General features: G+C 71.8%; 23 protein-coding genes. 16 read left to right on the forward strand and 7 right to left on the reverse strand.

From position 1 onward, the window contains the following. Positions 1–17: 17 nt before the first annotated feature. The 3 genes from ACZ56V_RS30550 to ACZ56V_RS30560 all read right to left on the reverse strand — a co-directional run bounded on the left by ACZ56V_RS30550 (position 18) and on the right by ACZ56V_RS30560 (position 5,701). The gene (locus tag ACZ56V_RS30550; RefSeq protein WP_468946755.1) at positions 18–2,504 is read right to left on the reverse strand and encodes a SpoIIE family protein phosphatase; all 2,487 of its coding nucleotides are present in this window, start codon (positions 2,502–2,504) and stop codon (positions 18–20) included. A 146-nt stretch (positions 2,505–2,650) separates the two neighbouring features. After that, on the reverse strand, positions 2,651–5,107 hold the full coding sequence (locus ACZ56V_RS30555; RefSeq protein ID WP_398915882.1) for an MFS transporter: 2,457 nt from the start codon (positions 5,105–5,107) through the stop codon (positions 2,651–2,653). 150 nt (positions 5,108–5,257) lie between these two features. Then, complete coding sequence (locus ACZ56V_RS30560; RefSeq protein WP_467382743.1) at positions 5,258–5,701, reverse strand: SRPBCC family protein; 444 nt, start codon at positions 5,699–5,701, stop codon at positions 5,258–5,260. Between the two features lie 160 nt (positions 5,702–5,861). Between ACZ56V_RS30560 and ACZ56V_RS30565 the strand changes: the two genes are divergently transcribed. The 5 genes from ACZ56V_RS30565 (at position 5,862) to ACZ56V_RS30585 (ending at position 9,970) form a co-directional block, all read left to right on the forward strand. Next, positions 5,862–6,908 carry an Rv2578c family radical SAM protein gene (locus ACZ56V_RS30565; protein ID WP_467382741.1) on the forward strand — a complete coding sequence of 349 codons (1,047 nt, stop codon included), beginning with the start codon at positions 5,862–5,864 and terminating at the stop codon, positions 6,906–6,908. A gap of 11 nt (positions 6,909–6,919) precedes the next feature. Then, a complete protein-coding gene (locus tag ACZ56V_RS30570) occupies positions 6,920–7,216 on the forward strand; it encodes a putative quinol monooxygenase (RefSeq protein ID WP_468946760.1) in 297 nt (98 codons plus the stop codon). 179 nt (positions 7,217–7,395) lie between these two features. Continuing rightward, positions 7,396–8,976, forward strand: a complete 1,581-nt coding sequence (locus ACZ56V_RS30575; RefSeq protein ID WP_468946762.1) for an alpha/beta hydrolase — start codon at positions 7,396–7,398, stop codon at positions 8,974–8,976. A gap of 59 nt (positions 8,977–9,035) precedes the next feature. Next, positions 9,036–9,434 (forward strand): RidA family protein, encoded by a 399-nt coding sequence (locus ACZ56V_RS30580; protein WP_356371750.1) that lies wholly within the window; start codon positions 9,036–9,038, stop codon positions 9,432–9,434. Further along, positions 9,431–9,970, forward strand: coding sequence for a GNAT family N-acetyltransferase (locus ACZ56V_RS30585; RefSeq protein WP_468946765.1), 540 nt, complete (start codon positions 9,431–9,433; stop codon positions 9,968–9,970). Before ACZ56V_RS30580 ends, ACZ56V_RS30585 begins: the two co-directional genes overlap by 4 nt. 33 nt (positions 9,971–10,003) lie before the next feature. On the opposite strand, the gene ACZ56V_RS30590 is transcribed toward ACZ56V_RS30585, so the two are convergent. After that, entirely contained in the window at positions 10,004–10,597 is a 594-nt protein-coding gene (locus tag ACZ56V_RS30590; RefSeq protein WP_398915873.1) for an adenylosuccinate lyase, read from the reverse strand. Between the two features lie 382 nt (positions 10,598–10,979). Between ACZ56V_RS30590 and ACZ56V_RS30595 the strand changes: the two genes are divergently transcribed. The 9 genes from ACZ56V_RS30595 to pssA all read left to right on the forward strand — a co-directional run bounded on the left by ACZ56V_RS30595 (position 10,980) and on the right by pssA (position 21,817). Beyond that, complete coding sequence (locus ACZ56V_RS30595; protein ID WP_468946769.1) at positions 10,980–12,785, forward strand: 3-hydroxyacyl-CoA dehydrogenase family protein; 1,806 nt, start codon at positions 10,980–10,982, stop codon at positions 12,783–12,785. Between the two features lie 136 nt (positions 12,786–12,921). Then, positions 12,922–13,737, forward strand: a complete 816-nt coding sequence (locus ACZ56V_RS30600; RefSeq protein ID WP_398915869.1) for a TetR family transcriptional regulator — start codon at positions 12,922–12,924, stop codon at positions 13,735–13,737. Positions 13,738–14,067: 330 nt separating this feature from the next. Then, complete coding sequence (gene ccrA / locus ACZ56V_RS30605) at positions 14,068–15,405, forward strand: crotonyl-CoA carboxylase/reductase (protein WP_198601406.1); 1,338 nt, start codon at positions 14,068–14,070, stop codon at positions 15,403–15,405. A 10-nt stretch (positions 15,406–15,415) separates the two neighbouring features. Further along, positions 15,416–17,464: a protein meaA gene (locus tag ACZ56V_RS30610; RefSeq protein WP_398915868.1), complete on the forward strand. Its 2,049-nt coding sequence runs from the start codon at positions 15,416–15,418 to the stop codon at positions 17,462–17,464. Next, positions 17,461–18,423, forward strand: coding sequence for an HpcH/HpaI aldolase/citrate lyase family protein (locus ACZ56V_RS30615; protein WP_467382729.1), 963 nt, complete (start codon positions 17,461–17,463; stop codon positions 18,421–18,423). Before ACZ56V_RS30610 ends, ACZ56V_RS30615 begins: the two co-directional genes overlap by 4 nt. A gap of 5 nt (positions 18,424–18,428) precedes the next feature. Beyond that, on the forward strand, positions 18,429–18,941 hold the full coding sequence (locus tag ACZ56V_RS30620; RefSeq protein ID WP_104631954.1) for a MaoC family dehydratase: 513 nt from the start codon (positions 18,429–18,431) through the stop codon (positions 18,939–18,941). Positions 18,942–18,943: 2 nt separating this feature from the next. Next, entirely contained in the window at positions 18,944–20,149 is a 1,206-nt protein-coding gene (locus ACZ56V_RS30625) for an acyl-CoA dehydrogenase family protein (protein ID WP_468946773.1), read from the forward strand. Positions 20,150–20,319: 170 nt separating this feature from the next. Then, positions 20,320–20,976, forward strand: coding sequence for a phosphatidylserine decarboxylase (locus tag ACZ56V_RS30630; RefSeq protein WP_398915863.1), 657 nt, complete (start codon positions 20,320–20,322; stop codon positions 20,974–20,976). Positions 20,977–21,034: 58 nt separating this feature from the next. Continuing rightward, positions 21,035–21,817, forward strand: coding sequence for a CDP-diacylglycerol--serine O-phosphatidyltransferase (gene pssA, locus ACZ56V_RS30635; RefSeq protein WP_003972511.1), 783 nt, complete (start codon positions 21,035–21,037; stop codon positions 21,815–21,817). A gap of 170 nt (positions 21,818–21,987) precedes the next feature. On the opposite strand, the gene ACZ56V_RS30640 is transcribed toward pssA, so the two are convergent. Further along, on the reverse strand, positions 21,988–23,130 hold the full coding sequence (locus tag ACZ56V_RS30640) for a glycerate kinase (RefSeq protein ID WP_398916093.1): 1,143 nt from the start codon (positions 23,128–23,130) through the stop codon (positions 21,988–21,990). Between the two features lie 184 nt (positions 23,131–23,314). Here ACZ56V_RS30640 and ACZ56V_RS30645 point away from each other — a divergent pair, with 184 nt between their 5' ends. Next, a complete protein-coding gene (locus ACZ56V_RS30645) occupies positions 23,315–23,809 on the forward strand; it encodes an NUDIX domain-containing protein (RefSeq protein WP_398915862.1) in 495 nt (164 codons plus the stop codon). A gap of 40 nt (positions 23,810–23,849) precedes the next feature. Beyond that, positions 23,850–24,575, forward strand: coding sequence for an SIR2 family NAD-dependent protein deacylase (locus ACZ56V_RS30650; RefSeq protein ID WP_398915859.1), 726 nt, complete (start codon positions 23,850–23,852; stop codon positions 24,573–24,575). 22 nt (positions 24,576–24,597) lie between these two features. On the opposite strand, the gene ACZ56V_RS30655 is transcribed toward ACZ56V_RS30650, so the two are convergent. Together ACZ56V_RS30655 and ACZ56V_RS30660 are read right to left on the reverse strand one after the other, a co-directional pair. Further along, positions 24,598–25,467: an LLM class flavin-dependent oxidoreductase gene (locus tag ACZ56V_RS30655; RefSeq protein WP_468946778.1), complete on the reverse strand. Its 870-nt coding sequence runs from the start codon at positions 25,465–25,467 to the stop codon at positions 24,598–24,600. Between the two features lie 182 nt (positions 25,468–25,649). After that, positions 25,650–26,144, reverse strand: coding sequence for a methylated-DNA--[protein]-cysteine S-methyltransferase (locus tag ACZ56V_RS30660; protein WP_398915857.1), 495 nt, complete (start codon positions 26,142–26,144; stop codon positions 25,650–25,652). Positions 26,145–26,181 lie beyond the last annotated feature (37 nt).

Raw genomic sequence — 26,181 nt, forward strand, 5'->3', positions numbered from 1 at the left:
GACCTGACCGGCCTGGCTCAGCGGTACCGGGCGGGCAGCGTCAGTTCGAACCACACCGTCTTGCCCGCACCGGTGCGGCTGGCGCCCCAGGCGCGGGCGAGGGTGCTGACCACGCGCAGGCCGCGCCCGGTCTCGTCCTCGGGACCCGCGCTGCCCAGCGCCGGCAGGTCGTGGTCGTCGTCGTCCACCTCGCACAGCAGCGTGTCGGCGCGCACCAGGCGCAGTTCGACGGGGCGGGCGTGGGAGTGCCGTACGGCGTTGGTGACGAGCTCGCTGACCATCAGCTCCGCGGAGCCCGCCAGCTTCGGCAGCCCCCAGTCGTGGAGTTGCTCGCGGACCGCCGCGCGGGCGCGGCCCACCTCGGCCGGGTCGCGGGCGATGCGCCATTCGGCGACGGCGTCGGGCTCGATGCCGGTCAGCCGGGCCATCAACAGGGCGACGTCGTCCTTGCGGCCGCCGCGGGTGCCCAGGGCGCGGATGATGGTGTCGCAGGCGTCGTCCATGGACGCGGCCGGGTGGGCGGCGGACTCGCAGAGGGTGGCGAGGCCGACACCGATGTCCTCGCCGCGCACCTCCACCAGGCCGTCGGTGCACATCACCAGCCGGTCGCCGGGCGCCACCGGCACGCGCACCGACTCGAAGGGCACCCCGCCGACGCCGATCGGCGCCCCCGTCGGCAGGTCGATCAGCTCGCTGGCGCCGTCCTCGGCACGGACCAGGACGGGCGGGATGTGACCGGCGTTGGCGAGGTGCAGTTCACCGGCGACGGGGTCGTACACGGCGTACAGGCAGGTCGCGAGGTGGGTGTCGCCGAGCCGCTGGGCGAGGTCGTCGAGGTTGCGCAGGAGCCGCGCGGGCGGCAGGTCGAGGCCGGCCATGGTCTGGACGGCGGTGCGCAACTGGCCCATCATCGCGGCCGAGCCCAGGCCGTGGCCCATCACGTCGCCGACCACGAGCGCGGTGCGGGCGCCCGGCAGCTTGACCGCGTCGAACCAGTCGCCGCCGACCCGGCCGAGCAGCGTGCCCGGCAGATAGCGGGTGGCGATGTCGCAGCCGGCCATGCGCGCGGGGATGTGCGGGAGCATGCTGTCCTGGAGCGTCTCGGCGACGTTCTCCTGGTGGGTGTACATGCGCGCGTTGTCGAGTACGAGGCCCGCGCGGGCGGCGAGTTCGGCGCCGGTGACGCGGTCCATGTCGTTGAAGACGGGCCGCTCCGGGTGCCGGAGCAGGATCATGAAGCCCAGGACGACGTTGCGTGCCTTCAGCGGTACCAGCAGCATCGAGCGGCCCGTGATGAGCGGCCGGATGTCCCGCTTCTCGAACTGGGAGGCGACGGCGTGGCCCATCTCCTCGGTGACGCGGGGCACCAGCACCGGCTCGCCGCTGGTCATGCACTGGAAGAAGGGGGTGTGCGCCGGGAAGGGCATGGCCTCGCCGACGGGTACGACGTCGTCCCAGCGGCCGGGTTCGTCGGTGTGCTCCAGGGCGACCCGGTGCCACATGGTGGTGGTGCCCGGCACGCCGTCGGGGAAGCCCTCGCCGGCGACGACCTGTTCGCGCAGGTAGGTGCCGGCGACGTCGGTGAAGCGGGGGACGACCGCGCGGCTGACCTCGACGATGGTCTGCGCGAGGTCGAGGGAGGTGCCGATCGCGCCGCTGACCTCGTTGAGGAACTCCAGGCGTTCGCGGACCGCCGCGTACTCCAGGTCCTCGGCCTCGTCGCGCAGTTCCTCGGGCACCGGCTCACCGGCCGCCAGTGCCCGCGCGGCCCGCTCGCGGCGCGCCCGGCGCTCGGCCCGCCGGGGCACGCCCCAGTCCGGGGTGACGGGCACCCGGTCGTTCCGGCTGAACTCCAGGACGGGGTAACCCAGTTCGAGGACCTGGGCGGCAATACGGGCGCTCTCTCCGACGCTCATGCTGGGCAGGATCTCGGGGAGCCGGCGGGCGAGTTCGTCGGCGCCGGGGAAGTCGGTGTGCAGGGCGAATCCGGGCGCGATCCGCTCGACGACACTCGCCCCGGCGCTGTCGTCGGCGTAGTCCCTTCGCAGCCCGTCCGCGTCGGCGGCCAGCACCAGCAGCCGCTCCGGCCCGGGTCCCACCAGGGGATACGCCCACCAGAGCACGTCGACGCGGGCGTCGGCCGGCACGGTCAGCCGGGCGCGGCCGGCAGAGGGGTAGGAGAGCCGCCCGTCGAGGGAGGACTCCAGTCCGGGCCCGAGGCCGTCGTGGTCCGGGTACGAGCCGTGGGCCGGGTCGTCGTCCCCCGCCCCGTCCCCGGGGAGCACGCCCGAGACGGGGAGCAGGTCGAGGGCGGGCCGCCCGATCGCCTCTTCCTTGGGCAGGGCGAACAACCGCCGTGCGCCACGGCTCCAGTGGGAGACCAGCCCGTCGCGGTCCACCACGGCGACGGCCAGCGGGACGCGGCCCGTGACGGGGTCGGCCGGCACGGTGTCGGGTCCGGCACGGTGGCCGGGAGGTGCGTCCCGCTCGGTGCCATGGTCCATGGCGTCAGGCCCTCTCTGCCCACGGCTCCGCAAGATCTGTGTCGCCGTCACCACCGTACGGTGGCGGCCGGTGACCATGTGCGGCAACGGGGGAATTGGTGGCGCGCGAACGCACCGGCGCACGCCCGCGCGCCGGTGAGCCGGTCTCAGTCCTCGTGCCCGAGCTGCAGGTCGCGCTCCGTCCGGCCGCCGCCGGCCACCTGGAGCACGGTCGCGACCGGCGGGTATCCGGCCGCGATGACGGTGTACTCGCCGGACGACAGGTCCACGAACCGGAACGTGCCGTCGGGACCGGTGGTCAGGGTGTCCACCACGTTGCCCGCGGCGTCGAGGAGGGTCACGCGCGCGTCCTCCACGGCCCGTCCGCCACTGGCCCGCACGGTGCCGCGCAGCACGGCGCCGCCGGCCAGCTCGACGTCCTGCCGGGTCTCCCGGGCGGCCTGGACGCTGACCGGCAGCGCGGCCGGGCGGAAGGCGGGAGCACTGGCGGCGAGGGTGTACTCGCCGGCCACCAGCTCCGTGATGACGTAGCCGCCCTCGCGGCCGCTGCGGGTGGTGGCGACGACCTCCCCGTGGACGTTGGTGAGGGTGACGATCGCGTCGCGTACGGGGCTGCCGTCGGCGGTCACGACGCTGCCGGCCAGCCGCCCGGCGCCGCCGAGGACCACGTCGAGTTCCACCGGGCGTTCGCCGACCGTCACCGAGACCGCCTGCGGCTGGTGGCCGCCGGCCGCGGCGATCAGGACGTAGGCCCCGGACCCGGGCGTGGCCAGCGCGTAGCGTCCGTCGTCGCCGCTGGCGCCCCGGCCGATCTGCTGCCCGCCGACGTCGATGAGGGTGAGGGCCGCGCGGGGCACGACGGTGCCGTCGGGGTGCTGCACCGTGCCGCAGACGGGGATGCCGCCGGCGTAGGGCGACCGGGCGGGCGGCACCTGGGCGGCGGGCTGCGCCTGCTGTGCGTACTGCGGCTGCTGTGCGGTCTCCGGGTCGGTGACGGGGGCGTTGTGGGACACCAGTGGTTTCTCCTTGAGGAAGAGGGCGATGAGGAGCCCGAGGACGAGCACCGGCACCAGGTAGAGGAAGATCCGCGGCATGGCGTCGGCGTACGCCCCGATGTAGGCGTCGCGCAGCGCCGGGGGCAGGGAGTGGACGAGCTGTGGGGTGATGGCCTCGGCGTCCGGGAGCCGGACTCCCGCTTCGGCGGGGATCCGGTCGGCGAGGGCGTCGGTGAGCCGGCCCGCGAAGAGGGTGCCGAAGACGGCCGCGCCGACGCTGCCGCCGATCTGCCGGAAGTAGTTGTTGGCGCTGGTGGCGGTGCCCAGGTCGGTGGGGCGCACCGAGTTCTGGACGGCGAGGACCAGGACCGGCATCACCATGCCGATGCCGGCGCCGAGGACGGCCATGTAGATGCTGTAGTGCAGCCGGGACGTGTCGGCGTCGAGGCGGGAGAGCAGCCACATGCCGACGACGGACAGCGCGCTGCCGAGGATCGGGTGGGTCCGGTAGTGACCGGTGCGGCTGATGAGCTGTCCGGAGATGATCGAGGCGCCCACGACGCCGCCCATCATCGGCAGCATCAGCAGGCCGGACTCGGTGGCGCTGGCGCCGTCGACCATCTGGAGGAAGGTCGGCAGGTAGCTGGCGGCGCCGAACAGGGCGACGCCGACGACGAGGCCGACCAGTGCGGTGACGTTGAAGATGGAGTCCCGGAACAGACGGAGCGGGATCAGTGGTTCGGGCGCGAAGTGCTCCGCGACCAGGAAGAGCAGGGTGGCCCCGACCGCTCCGGCGCCGAGGCCGAGGATGACGTTCGAGCCCCACTCGTACTCGGTCCCGCCCCAGCTGGTGAGCAGGACCAGGCAGGTGGAGGCGGCGGCGAGCAGCAGGGCGCCGAGGATGTCCAGGCGGGGCTTGACCCGCGGCCGGGGCAGCTTCAGGACGACGGCGACGACGGCCATGGTGACCAGGCCGAAGGGCACGTTGATGTAGAAGCACCAGCGCCAGGAGAGGTGGTCGGTGAAGTAGCCGCCGAGCAGCGGGCCGGCGACCGAGGCGAGACCGAAGGCGGCTCCGATCAGGCCCATGTACCGGCCGCGTTCGCGGGGCGGCACGATGTCCGCGATGATCGCCTGCACGCCGATCATCAGGCCGCCCGCGCCGACGCCCTGCACCGCGCGGAAGGCGATCAGCTGGTCCATGGTCTGCGCGCGTCCGGCGAGCGCGGAGCCGACGACGAAGACCAGGATGGCGAACTGGAAGACGCCCTTGCGGCCGAAGAGGTCGCCGAGCTTGCCGTAGATCGGCAGGCCGACGGTGGAGGTGAGCAGGTAGGCGGTGATCGCCCAGGACATCTTGTCCAGACCGTGCAGCTCGCCGACGATCTTCGGCAGCGCCGTGGCGACGATCATCTGCTCCAGGGCGGCGAGCAGCAGCGCCAGCATCAGTCCGACGAAGACCAGCCGCACCCGGCGCGGACTCAGCCCGGCGTCCCGCTCCCCGTCCGGCTCGGGAACGGGAGATCCCGGGGGCGCCTGGGCCGCGGCGACCGGTTCGTCCTGCGCGGGACTGCCTACCGGGTCCTGCACCAGAGTGATCCCGCCCACGTACCGCTCCCCTCGTCACACCTGCTCACATTTGCCGCCTGAGGCGACAACTGCGAACAAGTGCGACGAGTTACGGACGCACGACGGGTTCGCGCGGAGATCACTCGAATCGGTGAGGCGGCCAACGGCCGCCCCGCGCCTGCCCTTTGGCTACTTCTCGACCTCGGCGGCGAGCTTGGCGAGCAGGGCGTCGTAGATCCGGCCCAGCCCCTTGGGCGCGAAGGTCTTCTCGAAGAAGCCGCCGACACCGCCGGCCCCCTGCCAGGTGGTGACCACGACGACCCGGGACCTGCCCTCGCCCGCCGGGGTGACGCGCCAGGTGGTGACCATGGAGGAGTTGCGGTCCTTCTCGACCAGCTCGCCGTCGGTCGGCTCGGTGACCTCCAGCAGGCAGTCACGGACGCGCTTGCTGGTGGCCTGGAGCTTCCAGTGCACGAGGGTGCCCTCGCCGTCGCCGCCCTCCCGGACCTCGTACTCGCTGAAGTGCTCGGGCAGCAGCTTCTCGCGGGTACCGCTGTAGTCGGCGAGGGTGTCGAACACCGTCTCCGCGTCCGCTGCGACGATCCGCTCCGTCGTCGCCTCGACCTGCGCCATCGGGTTCCTCCAGGGCCTGGTTCTCGGGTTCGGGGCAAGCCAACCACCCCGCCGCCCGGCCACCAAATCGGGGGGCGCGAAGCGGCCCCGCACGACTCGTCCGCACGATCAAGGGAACAAGTGTTCTATTGTGTCGAACAGTGCTACCGAGGAGGCCGCAATGCGCTGGGAGAACCTCACGGACTCCGACCACGCCCGGGCGGCGGACACCGCGCTGTTCGGCGCGGACGCCGTCGTCACCCGCACGTTCGACACGCCCGAGTTCAGAGGCATCACCTTCCACGAGGTGCGGGCCCGCTCGATCCTGAACCGGGTGCCGGGGGCCTCGCGCATGCCGTTCGAGTGGACGGTGAACCCCTATCGGGGCTGCACGCACGCGTGCGTGTACTGCTTCGCGCGCAAGACGCACAGCTATCTGGACCTCGACACGGGGCTCGGCTTCGACTCCCAGATCGTCGTCAAGGTGAACGCGCCCGAGCTGCTGCGCCGCCAGCTGGCCTCCCGCCGCTGGCAGGGCGACCACGTCGCGATGGGTACCAACGTCGACTGCTACCAGCGCGCGGAGGGCCGCTACCGGCTGATGCCGGGCATCATCGAGGCCCTCACCGAGCGGGCGAACCCCTTCTCCATCCTCACCAAGGGCACGCTGATCCTGCGCGACCTGGACCTGCTGACCCGGGCGGCCAGGGTGACGGACGTGGGCATCTCGGTCTCGGTCGGCTTCACCGACGCGGACCTGTGGCGCACCGTGGAGCCGGGCACCCCGGCACCGGAACGCAGGCTGGAGATTGTCCGGGCCCTCGGCGAGCGCGGCATCGGCTGCGGGGTGCTGATGGCTCCGGTCATCCCGTTCCTCGGTGACGAACCGGCCCAGCTGAGGGCCACCGTGCGGGCCATCGCCGCCGCGGGCGCCACCTCGGTGACGCCCCTGGTGCTGCACCTGCGGCCGGGCGCCCGCGAGTGGTTCATGGCCTGGCTCGGACAGCACCACCCGCACCTGGTCCGCCGCTACGAACGGCTCTACGCGGACGGCGCCTACGCCCCGAAGTGGTACCAGCGCCGCATCACCCGCCAGGTGCACGACCTGGCCCGCGAGTACGGCATCGGTCCCACGCGCGCGGGCATGCCCCGCCGGACCGCGGAGCCGGAGCACTCCCGCCCCGCGGGCGACGCGCCCAGCGAGCCGGTGCAGCTCTCCCTCCTCTGAAAGGACGCTCCATGACCTACGGATGCATCACCTCCATGAAGACCCGGCCCGGCTTCCGCGACGAGGTGGCCGCCCTCCTCCTGAGCGCCGCCGACGGCCTGCGGGACGCCGGATGCGACCTCTACCTCGTGGGTCTGTCCGACGACGAGACGACGATCTGGGTGACCGAGGTGTGGCGGACCAAGGAACACCACGACGCTTCGCTGGAACTGCCCGAGGCGAAGGACGCCATCGGCCGGGCCATGCCGATGCTGACGGGAGAGTTCACCAAGCAGGAGATGGCGGTCGCGGGCGGGCTCGGGCTCTGACGGCACCGTGAGCCCGCCGGGAACGTCCGGGCAAGGGCATTGGAGGGCATCTTCCGGCCCAAACGGGTCAAGAATGGACAGCGCTCGTTCTTCCGGGAGCGCTCCCCGGGACCATCCGGCGAGGACCGCGATCCGCGCGGACCGCAGCCTCTCCGTCCTGGGAGTCCTGGGAGAACGTCATGAGACAACGCGCAGCCGTGCTGTGCGGCGCCGCCGTCATCGCCGCCGGGACCGTCACCGCCCTCCCCGCCGAGGCGAGCGCGCCACGGTCCGCAGCCGCGGCGCCCGCGGCGGGCCCGCACTGGGAGAAGTGCGCCACGGAGGACTACCCGACGCTCCAGTGCGCGTCCCTGAAGGTGCCGCTCGACCACGATCGTCCGCGCGGGAGGCAGATCACGCTGGCACTGTCCCGCGTCCCGCACACCGCCAGGACGTACCAGGGCCCCCTGCTGGTGAACCCCGGCGGCCCCGGCGGCAGCGGGCTGACGCTGGCCGGATTCGTGGCGTCGTCGCTGCCCGCGAAGGTGGCCGCCCAGTACGACGTCATCGGCTTCGACCCCCGCGGCGTGGGCAAGAGCACTCCCGCGCTGGACTGTCTGCCGGGCCACTTCGACCCGGTGCGGCCCGACTCGGTGCCGGACACTCCCGACAAGGAGCAGGCCAACCTCGCGCGCGCGAGGTCCTTCGCCGACGCCTGCGGCGAGAAGTACGCGGACGTGCTGCCGTACATCGACACGGTCAGCGCCGCGCGGGACGTGGACGCCGTCCGCGCGGCGCTCGGCTCGGAGAAGCTCAACTACTTCGGCTACTCGTACGGCACCTACCTGGGCGCCGTCTACGCCAAGCTCTACCCGCACCGGGTGCGGCGGCTGGTCCTGGACTCCGTCGTCGGGCCGGACGACGTCTGGTACGACGCCAACCTCAACCAGGACCTCGCCTTCAACGACCGCCACCGGGCGTTCCTGGCCTGGATCGCCGGGCACGACGCGGCCTACCGGCTGGGCACCGACCCCGAGCGGATCGAGGCCGCCTGGTACGCCATGCGGGCGGCGCTGGCGAAACGGCCCGCCGGAGGCAAGGTCGGCGCCTCCGAGCTGGAGGACACCTACATGCCCGGCGGGTACTACAACGGCTACTGGCCCTACCTGGCCGAGGCATTCGCGGCGTACGTGAACGACCAGGACACCGGCCCGCTGGTCGAGGCCTATGAGAACTTCGGGGCGCCGGACGCCTCCGGCGACAACGGCTACAGCGTCTACACCGCGGTGCAGTGCCGCGACGCCGACTGGCCGCGGGACTGGGACGAGTGGCGCGACGACAGCTGGGACCTGTACGAGAAGGCGCCGTTCATGGTGTGGAACAACGCCTGGTACAACGCGCCGTGCGCGTTCTGGCCCACGCCGTCCCGCCGGCCGGTGGACGTCGCCAACGGCGAACTGCCCCCGTTCCTGCTGTTCCAGGCGACCGGCGACGCGGCCACGCCGTACGAGGGCGGCGTCACCGCGCACCGCCTGCTGCGCGGCTCCGCCCTCGTCGTGGAGGACGGCGGCGGAAACCACGGCATCACGCTGAGCGGGAACGACTGCCTGGACGAGCACCTGGCCGCCTACCTGACCGACGGCACCGTGCCGCACGGCGACGGGGGCGAGGCGGACGCGGTGTGCCCGGCGCTGCCGGACCCGAAGCCGCTGGAGTCCAAGGCGGCTTCGACGTCCTCGCGGAGTTCGACCCTGCACGGGCTGCTCGGCTTCCGCGGCTAGCCGCCCCGTTCGCACACCCCGTCGGGGGCGTTGTCAGTGCCGTGGTCCACGATGGACCCATGAGTGAGCTGACCAGGATCCCCGCCCCCGAGGGCGTCGCGCCCGCCGCGCAGTACACCCATGTGGTCCTCGGCAGCGGGCGGTTCGTGGCCGTCTCGGGGCAGCTCGCGCTGGACGAGGACGGCGGGGTGGTCGGGGAGGGCGACCCCGCGGCCCAGGCCCGCCAGGTCTTCGAGAACCTCCGCCGGTGCCTGGCCTCGGCCGGTGCGACCTTCGACGACGTGGTGAAGCTGACCTTCTTCGTCACGGACATGGCCCACATGGGCGCGATCCGCGCGGCCCGCGCCGAGCACATACCCGACGACCGGCTGCCGGCCGCCTCGGCGGTGCAGGTGGGCGCGCTGGTCCGGCCGGAGTTCCTCATGGAGATCGAGGCGTTCGCGGTCGTGGCGCCGTGAGCGGCCCACGGGCGCGCGTGCGGGTGCGGGAGATGGTCCTCGAGGACTGCGACCGCGTGTCCCTGATCCGTGTCCGGGGCTGGCAGAGCGCCTACCGGGGCCTGATGCCGCAGCCGCACCTCGACGCGATGGACCCCGCCGCCGACGCGGAGCGGCGTCGCGACCTGTTCGCCCGGTCCCCGGAGGGCGTACTGAACCTGGTCGCCGAGGACGAGGGCGGCGAGGTCGTCGGCTGGGCCTGCCACGGCCCCTACCGGGACGGCGAGGTGCGCACCGCGGACGCCGAGTTGTACGCCCTCTACGTCGACGCCGCACGGTTCGGTGCGGGCATCGGGCAGGCCCTGGTCGGGGAGTCGGTACGCCGATGCCGGGCCGCCGGGCACGCCCGCATGCTCCTGTGGGTGCTCGAGGGCAACACCCGCGCCCGGCGCTTCTACGAGCGGGCGGGCTTCCGCGCCGACGGTGCCGAGGAGCCCTTCGAGGTGGACGGCGTCCCGGTGTCCGAGGTGCGCTACGCCCGGCCGCTGACCGGCTGACGCACCGTCACCGCTCCGGCACCGGCCCACCGCTCACCGCTGCCCCGGGATGCGCGCCAGCGCCCGCACCGCCGCCTCGGCCAGCGCCGGGTGGGCCAGGGCGTCGTTCAGGACGGGTCCGGCGCGGTCGTCACCGAGGGCGCCGAGGCCCTCGACGCAGGCGAGCGCGACGCGCCGGTACGGGTCGTGCGGGCGCAGCCGCCGCTCCAGCGTGGTGATCAGCGCGGGCACCGACTCGGGGGCCCGCAGCTCGGCCAGCAGCCTCACCGGATGCAGGGCGTAGGCGACCCGCAGTTCGTTGGTGGCGAGCGCGGCGGCCGCGCGGGCGGTGCGCGGGTCGCCGAGCCGGGCCAGGGCGTGGGCGGCCGAGGCGCAGCGCGGCGGGTCGCGGTGGTTCAGCAGGAGCACGAGCGATTCGAAGGCCCGCCGGTCCCCCGCCACGCCCAGCCGGAAGGCGGCCAGTTCCCGGGCCCACAGCGGGTGTCCGGGCTCGGTGAGCACGGCGGCCAGCTCGTCGTGGTCCCCGGTCGCCACGAGCCGGTCGTACACCGCCCGCGCCCCCGGCGCACCCGACGCCGCCGCCTCGGCCCGTAAGCGCTCCGTGAGCGTTCGCAACTCTTCGTCCATGACACCGAGGTTAGGGGCGTCACACCGGGCGTGGGACCTACATCACGAACACCGGGGGCTGGCGCGCTCGTTACCCGCGGGTTAACCTCAGACGAGCGGGTCATCCACCCGCAGCAACTCCTCACGGTGGTTTGGTGACGCGACCACCGGGAGGGCAGTCGGTCCGGTACCTCGGGTACCGCATCAGGACTCGGCCCCGGGACAGGGCCGGTCACAGGCCGCCGGACGGGCGCGTGTGCCCTCCGCGACGGCACCGGGCGTGTGCGCCGTTCGAGCCCGGCAACACCCGCACTCCCTTCCTTCCCTTCCCACGCACCCGGTGCGCCGCGACGGCGCCCGCATGCGTGCTCCCGTCGTCACCCCTCATTCCTGGAGTCCCGCGATGGCCACTCCCCTGTCCGACACCCCTCTGTCCCCGCTCCAGACGATCGCCGTCGTCGGCCTCGGCACGATGGGCACCGGCATCGCCGAGGTCCTGGCCGGGGCCGGCCGCGAGGTCATCGGCATCGACGTCAGCGAGGCGCAGGCCGTCAAGGCGGTCGCCGCGCTGGAGTCCTCCACCGCCCGCGCCGTCGAGCGCGGGCGCCTGACCGAGCAGGACCGCGCCGGCGCCCTGGGCCGCGTCCGCACCTCCACCGACCTGCGGGCGGCCGCCGACGCCGACCTGGTGATCGAGGTGGTGCCGGAGTCGTACGAGATCAAGCAGCGGGTCTTCCGGGAGCTGGACGGGATCGTGCGTCCACAGACGATCCTGGCGACCGGCACCAACGCGCTGTCCGTCACGCGGCTGGCCGCGGACTCGGCCCGCCCGGAGCGGGTGCTCGGCCTGCACTTCTTCAACCCGGCGCCGGCCATGAAGCTGGTCGAGGTCGTCTCCTCGGTGCTGACCGCGCCCGCCGCCGTCACGGCCGTCACCGACCTGGCCCTGGACCTCGGCAAGGAGCCGGTCGCGGTCGGGGACCGGCCCGGTTTCGTCGCGGACGGCCTGCTGTTCGGCTACCTCAACCAGGCCGCGGCGATGTACGAGGCGAACTACGCCTCCCGCGAGGACATCGACGCCGCGATGCGCCTCGGCTGCGGCCTGCCGATGGGGCCGCTGGCGCTGCTCGACCTGGTGGGCGTGGACACCGCCCGCACGGTCCTGGAGGCCATGTACGCCGCCTCCCGGGACCGCCTGCACGCCCCGGCGCCGATCCTCAGGCAGCTCAGCGAGGCGGGCCTGACGGGACGCAAGGCCGGGCGCGGCTTCTACACCTACGAGGCTCCCGGCAGCGCGGTCGTGGTGCCGGACGCGCTGACCCCGCGGAAGGGGGGCACCGCGGTCTCCGGCCGGCCGGTGCGCGCCGTCGGTGTGGCCGGTTCGGGCACCATGGCGTCGGGCATCGCGGAGGTGTTCGCCAAGGCCGGGTACGAGGTGGTGCTGGCCGCCCGCAGCGCGGAGAAGGCGCAGACGGCCAAGGCCCGGATCGGCAAGTCCCTGGCGCGGTCGGTCGACAAGGGACGGATGACCGCCGAGGCGGCCGCGCGGGCGCTGGAGCTGATCACGCCGACGGGCACGTACGACGACTTCGCCGACGTCGATCTGGCCGTGGAGGCCGTCGCCGAGGACCTGGAGGTGAAGCGGCAGCTGTTCGGCACCCTGGACAAGGTCTGCAAGCCCGGCGCGGTGCTGGCCACCACCACCTCCTCGCTGCCGGTCGTGGCCTGCGCCCGCGCCACCTCGCGTCCGCAGGACGTGATCGGCATGCACTTCTTCAACCCGGCCCCGGCGATGAAGCTGGTCGAGGTGGTCCGCACCGTGCTGACCGCCGACGACGTGCACGCCACCGTCCACGAGGTGTGCGCCAAGGTCCGCAAGCACGCGGTGGACTGCGGCGACCGGGCCGGGTTCATCGTGAACGCGCTGCTGTTCCCGTACCTCAACAACGCGGTCAAGATGGTGCAGGAGCACTACGCGACCCTCGACGACATCGACGCGGCGATGAAGCTGGGCGGCGGCTACCCGATGGGCCCGTTCGAACTGCTCGACGTGGTCGGACTCGATGTGTCGCTGGCCATCGAGAAGGTCCTGCACCGGGAGTTCCGCGACCCGGGACTGGCGCCCGCACCGCTGCTCGAGCATCTGGTGGCCGCGGGCTGCCTCGGCCGCAAGACGGGCCGCGGTTTCCGCGAGCATGCCCGCCGCTGAGCGACCGGGCGACTGGTTCGGGCCCGAGGAGGACTGGGGCGGGCTGCTCGGTCCGGCCGGGTCTCCCCCGCCCCGCGCGGGCGGGGGAATCCCCGGTCACGCGCATGATTGCGCCCGCATGCAGTACGTTCGGGTCATGTCCCAGCCCGCCAAGTCCTCACGTACCTCAGCCACGTCCGACGCGCCGGAGAGCGCGGCCGGCAGCCGAGCCGCCGCCCAGCGGCTCAAAATGCGCCGGGAGCTGGCGGCGGCGGCGATGGAGCTGTTCGCGACCAAGGGGTACGAGGCGACGACCGTCGACGAGATCGCGGCCCGGGCCGGGGTCGCCCGCCGCACCTTCTTCCGCCACTTCCGCTCCAAGGAAGAGGCGATCTTCCCGGACCACGACGACACCCTGGTGCGCGCCGAGGCGGTGCTCAACGCGGCGCCCGCGCACGAGCACCCGCTCGACACGGTGTGCCGCGGCATCAAGGAAGTCATGAAGATGTACGCGGCCCGGCCGGAGATCTCGGTCGCCCGCTACAAGCTGACGCGCGAGGTGCCCACCCTGCGCGAGGCGGAGATCGCGTCGGTGGCCCGTTACGAGCGCCTGTTCACCCGCTACCTGCTGGGCCACTTCGACGAGCACGCGCACGACGACGACGCCAACGACGACCCGCTGCTCGCGGAGGTCGCGGCGTCCGCCGTGGTCACCGCGCACAACCACGTGCTGCGGCGCTGGCTGCGGGCCGACGGGCAGGGCGACGTGGAGGCCGAGCTGGACCACGCCTTCGCGATCGTGCGGAAGACCTTCGGCACGGGCATCGGAGCGGGCCGCGGCACGGCCTCCACCGGGCGCCCCGCCGCCTCCTCGGCCTCCGTGCAGGGCGAGGTGCTCGTGACGGTGGCGCGCACCGACGCGCCGCTGCACGAGGTCATGCGCACCATCGAGCAGGCCCTCAAGGAGCGCTGACCGCCCTTCCCGCACTGTGACGACGGCCACCCACCGGGTGGCCGTTTTTGCATGTCGGCGTCCCTTTTTCACCTTCGGCGGGAGATGATTCGATCGATCATCGCTCATCTGTCGCGTAAAGATTTCATCTGAGAAGAATTTCTGGCACTCAGTGCCTTGCGAGGTGACACGCGGTGTCATACGTTGAAGGTGTCCGGGCTGTCCCCGCACCTCATCCCCTGCGCGCCCGAACGCCTGCGTCACAGGCACACACCCTCACCTCAGAAGCACCGACGTAACCCTCAGCGCCCCTCCCTCAGGGCGCTCACCGCCGGAGGCAACACCGTGACCGTGAAGGACATCCTGGACGCGATCCAGTCGCCCGACTCCACGCCGGCCGACATCGCCGCACTGCCGCTCCCCGAGTCGTACCGCGCGATCACCGTGCACAAGGACGAGACGGAGATGTTCGCGGGACTCGAGACCCGCGACAAGGACCCCCGCAAGTCGATCCACCTGGACGACGTGCCGGTGCCCGAGCTGGGTCCCGGCGAGGCCCTGGTGGCCGTCATGGCCTCCTCGGTCAACTACAACTCGGTGTGGACCTCGATCTTCGAGCCGCTGTCCACGTTCGGCTTCCTGGAGCGCTACGGCCGCACCAACGAGCTGGCCAAGCGGCACGACCTGCCGTACCACATCATCGGCTCCGACCTGGCCGGCGTCGTCCTGCGCACCGGCCCCGGCGTCAACGCCTGGCAGCCGGGCGACGAGGTCGTCGCGCACTGCCTGTCCGTCGAGCTGGAGTCGTCCGACGGCCACAACGACACGATGCTCGACCCCGAGCAGCGCATCTGGGGCTTCGAGACCAACTTCGGCGGTCTCGCCGAGATCGCGCTGGTCAAGTCCAACCAGCTGATGCCGAAGCCGGACCACCTGAGCTGGGAGGAGGCCGCGGCCCCCGGCCTGGTGAACTCCACCGCCTACCGGCAGCTGGTCTCGCGCAACGGCGCCGGCATGAAGCAGGGCGACAACGTCCTCATCTGGGGCGCCAGCGGCGGACTCGGCTCGTACGCCACCCAGTTCGCCCTCGCCGGCGGCGCCAACCCGATCTGTGTCGTCTCCTCGCCGCAGAAGGCGGAGATCTGCCGTGCGATGGGCGCCGAGGCGATCATCGACCGCAACGCCGAGGGCTACCGGTTCTGGAAGGACGAGCAGACCCAGGACCCCAAGGAGTGGAAGCGCTTCGGCAAGCGCATCCGCGAACTCACCGGCGGCGAGGACATCGACATCGTCTTCGAGCACCCCGGCCGGGAGACCTTCGGGGCCTCCGTCTTCGTCACCCGCAAGGGCGGCACCATCACCACCTGCGCCTCGACCTCGGGCTACATGCACGAGTACGACAACCGCTACCTGTGGATGTCCCTGAAGCGCATCATCGGCTCCCACTTCGCCAACTACCGCGAGGCCTGGGAGGCCAACCGCCTCATCGCCAAGGGCAAGATCCACCCGACGCTCTCCAAGGTGTACTCCCTGGAGGACACCGGCCAGGCCGCCCACGACGTCCACCGCAACGCCCACCAGGGCAAGGTCGGCGTGCTGTGCCTGGCGCCCGAGGAGGGCCTGGGCGTGCGCGACCAGGAGAAGCGCGCGCAGCACCTCGACGCCATCAACCGCTTCCGGAACGTCTGAGGAGCGGCACATGAGTGAGCGTCAGCCCGCCGGCGGGAGGCGGAAGAAGGACCGGCCGTGGCTCATGCGCACCTACGCCGGTCACTCCACGGCCGAGGCGTCCAACGAGCTGTACCGGCGCAACCTCGCCAAGGGCCAGACGGGTCTGTCGGTCGCCTTCGACCTGCCGACCCAGACCGGGTACGACTCCGACCACGTCCTCGCCCGCGGCGAGGTCGGCCGGGTCGGCGTGCCGGTCGCGCACCTCGGTGACATGCGCCGGCTGTTCCAGGACATCCCCCTGGAGCAGATGAACACCTCGATGACCATCAACGCCACGGCCATGTGGCTGCTGGCGCTCTACCAGGTCGTCGCGGAGGAGCAGGGTGCGGACATCACCAAGCTCCAGGGCACGACCCAGAACGACATCGTCAAGGAGTACCTGTCCCGGGGGACGCACGTCTTCCCGCCCGGACCGTCGCTCCGCCTGACGACCGACATGATCGCGTACACGGTCTCCCACCTGCCGAAGTGGAACCCGATCAACATCTGCAGCTACCACCTGCAGGAGGCGGGCGCCACGCCGGTGCAGGAGATCGCGTACGCGATGTCCACCGCGATCGCCGTGCTCGACGCGGTGCGGGACAGCGGCCAGGTGCCGCAGGAGCGCATGGGCGACGTGGTCGGCCGGATCTCGTTCTTCGTCAACGCGGGCGTCCGCTTCGTCGAGGAGATGTGCAAGATGCGCGCCTTCGGCCGCATCTGGGACCGCGTCACCCGCGAGCGGTACGGCATCGAGAACCCCAAGCACCGCCGCTTCCGCTACGGCGTCCAGGTCAACTCCCTGGGCCTGACCGAGGCGCAGCCGGAGAACAACGTCCAGCGCATCGTGCTGGAGATGCTGGCCGTGACCCTCTCCAAGGACGCACGCGCGCGTGCCGTGCAGTTGCCGGCCTGGAACGAGGCGCTGGGCCTGCCCCGGCCCTGGGACCAGCAGTGGTCGCTGCGCATCCAGCAGGTGCTGGCGCACGAGAGCGACCTGCTGGAGTACGAGGACATCTTCGAGGGTTCGAAGGTGATCGAGGCGAAGGTCGAGGAGCTGGTCGAGGCGGCCTTCGCGGAGATCGAGCGCATCCAGGAGATGGGCGGCGCGATGGCCGCCGTCGAGTCCGGCTACCTCAAGTCCCAGCTGGTCGCCTCGCACGCCGAGCGCCGGGCCCGGATCGAGTCCGGCGAGGAGAAGATCATCGGTGTCAACGCCTTCGAGGGCACCGAGCCCAACCCGCTGACCGCCGACCTGGACACCGCGATCCAGACGGTCGACCCGGCGGTGGAGGCCCGCGTCATCGCCTCGCTGCAGAACTGGCGGGACACGCGGTACCAGCCGCCCTTCAACCACCCGCGCCCCTGCAAGGCGCTGGAGAAGCTGAAGGAGGCCGCGCGCGGCACCGGCAACCTCATGGAGGCCACCCTGGAGTGCGCCCGGGCCGGCGCCACGACCGGCGAGTGGGCCGGGGCGCTGCGCGAGGTCTTCGGCGAGTTCCGGGCGCCGACCGGCGTGTCCTCGGCGCCGGTCGCGGTCACCGCGGAGGAGGGTTCGGCCCTGTCGCAGGTGCGCCGCAAGGTGGAGATGACGGCGAAGGAGATGGGCGTCGGCAAGCTCCGCTTCCTGGTCGGCAAGCCCGGCCTGGACGGTCACTCCAACGGTGCCGAGCAGATCGCCGTGCGCGCCCGTGACGCCGGGTTCGAGGTGGTCTACCAGGGCATCCGGCTCACCCCGGAGCAGATCGTGGACGCCGCCCTGGCGGAGGACGTGCACGCGGTGGGCCTGTCCATCCTGTCCGGCTCGCACGCGCAACTGGTGCCGGACGTACTCGAACGGCTCCGTGTGGCCGGTGCCACAGACATCCCGGTGATCGCCGGTGGCATCATCCCGAACGGTGACGCCGAGGAACTGCGGGCCGCGGGAGTGGCCGCGGTCTTCACCCCGAAGGACTTCGACATCACCGGCATCATCGGCCGGATCGTCGACGAGATCCGGAACGCGAACAAGCTCGACCCCCTGGAGGTCCCCGCATGACCACGGTCAACCGTCTTCGCCCCCGGCGCTCCTGCCTGGCGGTACCGGGAAGCAACCCCCGCTTCCTGGAGAAGGCCCAGGGCCTCCCCGCCGACCAGGTCTTCCTCGACCTGGAGGACGCCTGCGCGCCGCTCGCCAAGCCCGAGGCGCGGCACACCATCGTCAAGTTCCTCAACGAGGGCGACTGGACCGGCAAGACCCGCGTCGTGCGCGTCAACGACTGGACGACCGAGTGGACGTACCGGGACGTCGTGACGGTGGTGGAGGGCGCGGGCCCGAACCTGGACTGCATCATGCTCCCGAAGGTCCAGGACGCCCAGCAGGTCGTCGCCCTGGACCTCCTGCTCACCCAGATCGAGAAGACGATGGGCTTCGAGGTCGGCCGGATCGGCATCGAGGCGCAGATCGAGAACGCCCGGGGCCTGAACAACGTCAACGAGATCGCCCAGGCGAGCCCGCGCGTGGAGACCATCATCTTCGGCCCGGCCGACTTCATGGCCTCCATCAACATGAAGTCCCTCGTCGTGGGCGAGCAGCCGCCCGGCTACCCCGCCGACGCCTACCACTACATCCTGATGAAGATCCTGATGGCCGCCCGCGCCAACGACCTCCAGGCGATCGACGGCCCCTACCTGCAGATCCGCAACGTGGACGGCTACCGCGAGGTCGCGCAGCGCGCCGCCGCCCTCGGCTTCGACGGCAAGTGGGTCCTGCACCCGGGCCAGGTCGAGGCGTCCAACGAGATCTTCTCGCCCTCCCAGGAGGACTACGACCACGCCGAGCTGATCCTGGACGCGTACGACTACTACACCTCCGAGGCGGGCGGCAAGAAGGGCTCCGCGATGCTCGGCGACGAGATGATCGACGAGGCCAGCCGCAAGATGGCCCTGGTCGTCTCCGGCAAGGGCCGCGCCGCCGGCATGCGGCGCACCAGCAAGTTCGAGATCCCGGAGGGCTGAGGGCGATGCAGTTCGGACGCACCTACGAGGAGTTCGAGGTCGGAGCGACGTACAAGCACTGGCCGGGGAAGACGGTCACGGAGTACGACGACCACCTGTTCTGTCTCCTCACCATGAACCACCACCCGCTCCACATGGACACCAACTACGCCGAGAAGACGACGGACTTCGGCAAGAACGTGGTGGTGGGCAACTACGTCTACTCGCTCCTGCTCGGCATGTCCGTCCCGGACGTCTCCGGCAAGGCGATCGCCAACCTGGAGATCGAGTCGCTCAAGCACGTGGCGCCGACCTTCCACGGCGACACGGTCTACGGCCAGACGACGGTGCTCGACAAGTGGCCGTCGAAGTCGAAGAGCGACCGCGGCATCGTGCACGTCGAGACCAAGGGCTACAAGCAGGACGGCACGCTCGTGTGCGTCTTCCGCCGCAAGGTGATGGTGCCGACCGAGACGTACGTCAAGGAGCGCGGCGGCGAGCAGCCGGGCCGCCCCGAGCTGAAGGAACAGGGGAAGTAGAGATGAGCCGTCTCGCCCAGACCCACGGGCTCACGGACGTCCAGCGGGAGATCCTCTCCACCGTCCGGGACTTCGTGGACAAGGAGATCATCCCGGTCGCCACCGAGCTGGAGCACCGCGACGAGTACCCGCAGGACATCGTCGACGGACTGAAGGAACTCGGTCTGTTCGGCCTGATGATCCCCGAGGAGTACGGGGGCCTCGGCGAGTCGCTCCTGACCTACGCCCTGTGCGTGGAGGAGATCGCCCGCGGCTGGATGTCGGTGTCCGGCATCATCAACACGCACTTCATCGTGGCGTACATGCTCAAGCAGCACGGCACGCAGGAGCAGAAGGACCACTTCCTGCCCCGCATGGCCGCGGGCAACATCCGGGGCGCCTTCTCGATGTCCGAGCCGGCGCTGGGCTCGGACGTCTCGGCGATCTCCTCGAAGGCGGTGAAGGACGGCGAGGAGTACGTCCTGAACGGCCAGAAGATGTGGCTGACCAACGGCGGTACGTCGTCGCTCGTGGCCGTCCTGGTGAAGAGTGACGAGGGTCACCCCGAGGGGACCGCTCCCCACAAGTCGATGACGACCTTCCTGGTGGAGAAGGAGCCCGGTTTCGGTGAGGTCCGCCCGGGGCTGACCATCCCCGGGAAGATCGACAAGATGGGCTACAAGGGCGTCGACACCACCGAGCTGATCATGGACGGCCTGCGCATTCCGGCCAATCGGGTGCTCGGCGGCGTCACCGGCCGAGGTTTTTACCAAATGATGGACGGCGTCGAGGTCGGCCGCGTCAACGTGGCGGCCCGTGGCTGCGGCGTCGCTCAGCGTGCCTTCGAACTCGGTGTCCGTTACGCCCAGCAGCGTCACACTTTCGGCAAGCAGATCGCCCAGCACCAGGCCATCCAGTTCAAGCTCGCGGAGATGGCTACCAAGGTGGAGGCGGCGCATGCGATGATGGTGAACGCCGCGCGCAAAAAGGATTCGGGCGAACGAAACGACCTGGAAGCGGGGATGGCCAAGTACCTCGCCTCCGAGTACTGCAAAGAGGTCGTGGAGGACGCCTTCCGGATCCACGGCGGGTACGGCTTCTCCAAGGAGTACGAGATCGAGCGCCTCTACCGCGAGGCGCCGATGCTGCTCATCGGTGAAGGCACCGCCGAGATCCAGAAAATGATCATCGGCCGCCGACTGCTCGAAGAGTATCGGTTCCAGGGTTAGATGTCCGGATACGGGGTGTTTTCTTGGAGAAGAAGGTCACACCCCGTAGGCAGTGTTCGGCCGCCGACTCGGCTTCCTGGCTTACCCAGTTGCGGCGGGAAGCCGCTACGATCGCCGGAAAGCCGCCGTCCCCCGTCAGAGCGCGGCATCATCCGCTACGAAGGTCATCCATGCCCCACAGCCAAACCTCTGCACCTCGCGACAGCCTCGCCGGCGTACGCCTCGCGCGCGGAGCATCGCCGTGGCTTCTGCCGACCGTCGCCACCGCAGCCGTCAGCCTCCTGCGGGCCCGCCGTTCCGGCGCCGCCAAGGCCGTCGCCGTCCCCGCCACCGCGCTCGCGGCGGGGATGCTGTGGTTCTTCCGCGACCCCGAGCGCGAGATCACCCAGGGCCGGGTCGTCTCGCCCGCCGACGGTGTGGTGCAGAGCATCATGCCGTGGAAGGACGGCCGCACCCGCGTGGCCATCTTCATGAGCCCGCTCAACGTCCACGTCAACCGCGCCCCGCTGGCCGGCACGGTCACGTCGGTCGAGCACGTGCCGGGCGGCTTCGTTCCCGCTTTCAACAAGGAGAGCGAGAACAACGAGCGCGTCGTGTGGCACTTCGACACCGAGCTGGGCGACATCGAGATGATCCAGATCGCCGGCGCGGTGGCCCGCCGCATCGTCCCGTACGTGCCGCAGGGCACCAAGGTCGAGCAGGGCGAGCGGGTCGGTCTGATCCGCTTCGGCTCCCGCGTCGACCTGTACCTGCCGGAGGGTGTCGAGGTGGATGTCGAGGTGGGTCAGAAGACGGTGGCTGGGGTGACTCGAATTGACCGTGATTGATCCACAGACCCAGGCCGGGTGGGTGCCGGAGGCCGACGAGATGGACGACGAGGAGGAGATGCCGCTCTCGCTCCGCCTGTCGATAGCCGACACCCTCACGCTCGGCAACGCCACGTGCGGCTTCATGGCGGTGTACTTCACCACCACCGGCATCCTCATCCCCCACCTCATGGGCAGCGACGAGTCGGGCATGGCCCGGCACAGCGCGGCCACCGCGGTCATCCTGATGCTGTGCGCGGCGATCTTCGACCTGTTCGACGGTCTGGTCGCCCGCAAGCTGCGGTCCTCGCCCATGGGCGCGGAGCTGGACAACCTCTCCGACCTGATCAGCTTCGGCCTCGCGCCGGCGTACTTCGTCCTCGTCTACGGCATGGTCGCCGACGACGCCTACCAGCGGGTGGCGGCGGTGGGGGCGATCGTGGTGCTGCTGGCGGTGGTGCTGCGGCTCGCGCGGTTCTCCTGCGTCACCGTCAAGGACGGCACGTTCCAGGGCATGCCGTCGCCGTTCGGCGCGCTGACCGTGGTGTCGATCGTGCTGCTCGAGCTGCCGTTCGTGGCGACGCTGCTGGCGATCCTCGGCACGGCCTGGCTGATGGTGAGCCGGGTCGAGTACCCGAAGCCGCGGGGGCGCCTCGCGGTGGCGATGCTGTCGTGGATCGTCCTGTCGATGGGGCTGCTGGCCGGGTGGGCGTTCGACGCGCCGAGCGGGCAGCTGCTGCTCCAGACGGGGTGTGCGTTGCAGTTGGTGATGGGGGCGGTGATCCCGCTGTTCGCCACCGCTCGCAGGGTGAACAATTTCCGTGACAACCGACGGGAGGCGCGGGCGGCGCAATTGCCGTGACGGCGTCTTGAGGGCCCCGAACCTGGTTGGGTTCGGGGCCCTCTGCTTTTGGGGTGCCCGGCGTCGGTGTCGGTGTCCCTGGGGGCTTCGCCCCCAGACCCCCGGGCCTGTGCCCACCCATCGCCCGACTCGGTGGGGACAGAGGCGAGGTACGCGGGCCGGAAACTTCCCTACGCGACGAAGTCCCGGGCGATGGACTCCGCCACCCGCTCCAGAATCGGTCCCGCGTCCGCGATGCACTTCGCGACGTCCGGCTCCACGTCCGTCAGGGGGTACGCCCGCCGGATGCCCGCCCGCCCCAGCGTCTGTGCCGGCAGCGCGAGTCGGCCGCACACCGCGACGACCTCCTTGCCCGCGGCCCGGGCCGCCGCCGCGACGCCCGCCGGTGCCTTCCCGTGCAGGGTCTGCTCGTCCAGCGAGCCCTCCCCGGTGATGACCAGGTCGGCCCGGTCCAGCGCCGGTGCGAAGCCCAGCACGTCCAGCATCACCTCGATGCCGGGCCGGAACCGCGCCCCCAGCAGCATCGCCCCGAACCCGATGCCGCCCGCCGCCCCCGCGCCCGGGGAGGCGGCGTACTCGGCGGCACGCGCGCCCACGCCCTCCGTCTGCTCCAGGACCTTCACGAAGTGCGCGAGGGCCGCGTCCAGGGCCGTCACGTCGTCCGGCGAGGCGCCCTTCTGCGGCCCGTAGACCGCCGGGGCGCCCTTGGGCCCGGTCAGCGGATTGTCGACGTCGCTGGCGAGCACCAGCTCCACGTCGGACAGGCGGGCGTCGAGGCCCGACAGGTCGGCCGAGGCCAGCCCGGCGAGACCGCCCCCGCCCGGCGCGACGGGCTCCCCGTCGCCGTCCAGGAACCGCGCGCCCAGCGCGGCCAGCATCCCGGCGCCGCCGTCCGTGGTGGCGCTGCCGCCGACGCCGAACACGATCGTCCGCGCGCCAGCGTCCAGCGCGGCCCGCAGCAGCTCGCCGGAGCCGTACGTGGACGCGGTCAGCGGTGCGAGGGCACCTTCCGGGAGCCGCTGGAGGCCGCTGGCCTCCGCCATCTCCACCACCGCGGTGTCCTCGCGCAGCGCGTACGCCGCCGTCACCTCGTCGCCGAGGGGGCCTGCGACCCGTACCTCCCGGCGCTCGAACCCGGCCGCGACCGCGGCGGCCACCGTGCCGTCGCCGCCGTCGGCGACGGGCAGCGCCTCGACCTGGACGTCCGGCACGACGCGGCGCAGTCCGGCCGTGACGCGCTCGGCGACCTCGACGGCCGTCAGCGAGCCCTTGAACTTGTCCGCGGCGACGAGTACCCGGCGGGTCCCGTCCACAGCAGCGTCAGCCACCTTGCTCTCCCCTTGCTCTTCGAGCCTTGCGCACGTCAAGGCAGTCGCGCCGCTGCGACCCTAACCGGAGGACGCCCGTGCCGTCATGCCCTGCCCACACCCTGGAACCGGCCGTGGGCCCGCCCCGGGAGTGCCCCCGGCCCGGGGGCGGGCTCGTTACGCTTCCGGGATGACCACTGCTGACTACGCCACCTACATCGCCGGTCTGCCCCGTGTCCTCGCCGGTGCCGCCGCGGTCTTCCGGGACGCCGACGGGCGGGTGCTGCTCGTCGAGCCCAACTACCGCGAGGGGTGGACCCTGCCGGGCGGGACCATCGAGTCCGACGCCGGGGAGACCCCGCGGCAGGGCGCGTGGCGGGAGACCCTGGAGGAGATCGGCCTCGACGCGCGGATCGGCCGGCTGCTCGCGGTGGACTGGTCGAGCGGGGCGGGCAGGCCGCCGGTCGTGGCGTACCTCTACGACGGCGGGGTCCTGTCGGAGGACGATCTCAAGGCGGTCCGGTTGCAGGAGGAGGAGCTGCTGTCCTGGCGGCTGGTGCCGCGCGAGGAACTCGGCGACCACCTGCTCGGTTCCCTGCACGGCCGGGTGCTGGCCGCGCTGGACGTGCTGGCGGACGGCTCCGGCACTGCCGAGCTGGTCGACGGCGTACGGGTCGACCGATAACCGTTCACCGGCCGCACCCGGGCGCCCTACCCTCGACCGCATGACCGGCAAGCCCCTCGTCGCCATCCTCAGCGGTGCCGGCGTCTCCACCGACTCCGGCATTCCCGACTACCGCGGTCCCGACGGGCTGTGGCGGCGCGACCCGGAGGCCGAGAAGCTCGTCACGTACGCGTACTACATGGGTGATCCGGAGATCAGGCGGCGCTCCTGGCTGATGCGGCGCGACAGCGCGGCGCCGCACGCGGAACCGAACGCGGCGCACCGTGCGGTGGCCGAGCTGGAGCGGCGCGGGGTGCCGGTCCGCGTGCTCACGCAGAACGTGGACGGTCTGCACCAGCGCGCCGGGCTCTCCGCCCGCAAGGTCCTCGAACTGCACGGCACCGCGCGCTCCTGCGTGTGCACCGGCTGCGGGGCCCGGGGGCCGATGGCGGACGCCCTCGCCCGGATCGAGGCCGGTGAGGAGGACCCGCCGTGCCTGGAGTGCGGCGGCATCCTGAAGCCGGCCACCGTGATGTTCGGCGAGCGCCTCGACCCGGTGGTGCTGGGCGAGGCGCTCGCCATCAGCAAGGCGTGCCAGGTGTTCGTCGCGGTCGGCACCAGTCTCCAGGTGGAGCCCGCCGCCGGGCTGGCCGGCGTCGCCGTCGAGCACGGGGCCCGGCTGGTCGTCGTCAACGCGGAGCCCACGCCCTACGACGACCTCGCCGACGAGGTGGTCCGGGAGCCGATCGGCACCGCCCTGCCCGAGCTGCTGCGCGGGCTGGGCTGAGCCGCGACGGTCGCGAGGACGCTCAGAACAGGGTCTCGGCGAGGCGGTCGACCTGGTCGGGGTCCGAGGACCAGCAGTAGAGCACGACCTCGTCGGCACCGATGTCCCGGAAGGCGTCGACGGCGGCGCGAATCTCCCGTGCGCCGGTGAGCAGGCCCTTGGTCATGTACTCGGCGCGTCCGGTGAAGGCGTAGTAGTCGCGGAGGTTCCGCCGAGCCCGCTCCACCGTGGCGTCGGGGCCGAGGGCGACGCTCGCCTGGGCGGCCAGGTGCGGTCGGCCCGGGCGGCCGTACTTCTGCCAGACCGCCTCGACCTGACGGAACAGGCCGGACATGTGCGCGGCGGGCAGCGCGGCGCCGAGGAAGCCGTCGCCGAAGCGGCCGACCCGTTCCAGGGCGGCCGGGGCGAAGCCGCCGAACAGCACCCGCGGTCCGCCGGGCGTGGCGGGGCGGGGCCCGATGGGGCCGACGTCCCGGCCGTAGGGCTCGCCGTTCCAGGTGCGGCGCAGGAGGGTCATCTGATCGTCGAGGCGGCGGCCCCGGCGGCGCGGGTCGATGCCCGCGGCGAGGCAGTCGTCGGCCCGGCCGCCGACTCCGATGCCGAGCGTGAAGCGGCTGCCGGTCAGCCGGTCGAGGGTCGCGGTCTGCTTGGCGAGCAGCGCGGTGTTGTGGACGGGGGCGATCAGCACCTCGGTCTGCAGGCGGATGCGGGAGGTGGCGCCGGCGAGGGTCGCGAGGGTGATCAGAGGTTCGGGGTTGTCGAAGACGAGCCGGTCGAGCAGGCCGAGCGTGCTGAAGGGGAGCGCGTCGGCGCGCCGTGCCCAGCTCGGCAGCAGGGCGGGGTCGTCGACGGGAAGGCCGAGGCCGATGTGCGGGCGGTGCGTGGAATGCATGGGAGCGGTCCTCCGGAGGGCATGCCGAAACAGTGGCGCCGCCCCTCCGTGGCTCCGGGCTGCTGTGCGCGGGCCTGCTCCCCATCTGCGGCATCGTTCGGGAGAGCGTGGTCTTCGAAGTCGGGTGAGCGTAACGGGCCCGGCGGCGCGCGGGCAACGCGTTTTCGTGCGCGGCCGGGTGTCTAGAACAACGGCTCCGGGGCCGCCGCGCCCCGTTCGAAGTCCAGCAGCCGCCGCTTGCGCTCCAGGCCGCCGCCGTAGCCGGTGAGGTCGCCGCTCGCGCCGACGACGCGGTGGCAGGGGATGATGATGCCGATCGGGTTGCGGCCGTTGGCGAGGCCGACCGCGCGGGAGGCGGCCGGGTTGCCGAGGGCGGCGGCGAGTTCGCCGTAGGTGCGGGTCTCGCCGTAGGGGATCTTCTTCAGCTGCGCCCAGACCGTGCGCTGGAACGGGGTGCCGTTCAGCCGCAGGCCGAGGGTGAAGTCCTTCAGTGCGCCGGTGAAGTAGGCCTCCAGCTGCTCCTCGGCCTCGGCGAAGGGGCGTTCGTCGCGTGCGCCGAAGGTCTCCTCCGGCGGTCGGTGGCGCTGGTCGGTCATGTAGAGGCCGCACAGGGCGCCGTCCTCGGCGACGAGGGTGAGTGCGCCGTAGGGGCTGTCGATCACGGTGTGCTGTTTCACGGGTTTCGCTCCGGCTCGTCGGACGGGCTCGAACGGG

The sequence above is a fragment of the Streptomyces sp. NPDC034099 genome, assembly GCF_055575415.1.